The organism is Gluconobacter sp. P1D12_c, assembly GCF_018812105.1.
GTDB lineage: Bacteria > Pseudomonadota > Alphaproteobacteria > Acetobacterales > Acetobacteraceae > Gluconobacter > Gluconobacter oxydans_A.
Genome location: NZ_JACSIQ010000246.1, coordinates 1 through 551, shown reverse-complemented (window position 1 = coordinate 551; position 551 = coordinate 1). Strand labels below are relative to the sequence as shown.

The following is a 551-nucleotide window of genomic DNA, read 5'->3' as shown; positions in this document are numbered from 1 at the left end:
CTGACCAAAAACGAGAACCGGCTTGCCTGGATTTTCAACATGCAAACAGGCATCCGGATTTCTCCGGGTAGCCTCATCTATAGTCTCTTTAATATTCCACTTCTTAGACTTCGTTGCCTTGTCGGAAGGCTTTACAAGCACTTTACGACTCAGCATCTCAAAATGTGCGAATTGATAACTCATGACAACGATCCAAAAAATTTCTCGCAAATCGTTGAGAGTCTTCTTTTAAAATCATCAGACGTACAATTTTCCAAATCTAAATTATCGATACTCGAATACAAACCATCCTTGTCACATTCTTCTAAATCTTTAACCCAAAGGCGTATCTCATCTTTATTGTCATTAACAAAAACACACTCGTAACAAAAATCATCCTCGTCATCGTTCAAATATTCGTTGAATCTTAAAAAACCATATCCCCTGCTTTCTATGTAATCCAAAAACAAAGAAGAATGCGAAGGAAGACAACGCAAATAATCTCTATAACTTTTCACATCCTTCACAGGAAAAGAATGGTCAATATAATGGTCATGCAAACAAGTCATGAT

2 protein-coding genes are annotated in these 551 nt (G+C 36.8%); both read right to left on the bottom strand.

Features of this window, described 5'->3' with window-relative positions; translation table 11 throughout:
* A partial coding sequence (locus KP705_RS16570; protein WP_215765045.1) for a hypothetical protein occupies nt 1-183 on the bottom strand: 183 nt, incomplete at its 3' end.
* Nucleotides 180-551 (bottom strand): hypothetical protein (locus KP705_RS16565; protein WP_215765044.1); only part of this gene is annotated, 372 nt, incomplete at its 5' end. The genes KP705_RS16570 and KP705_RS16565, both read right to left, overlap by 4 nt.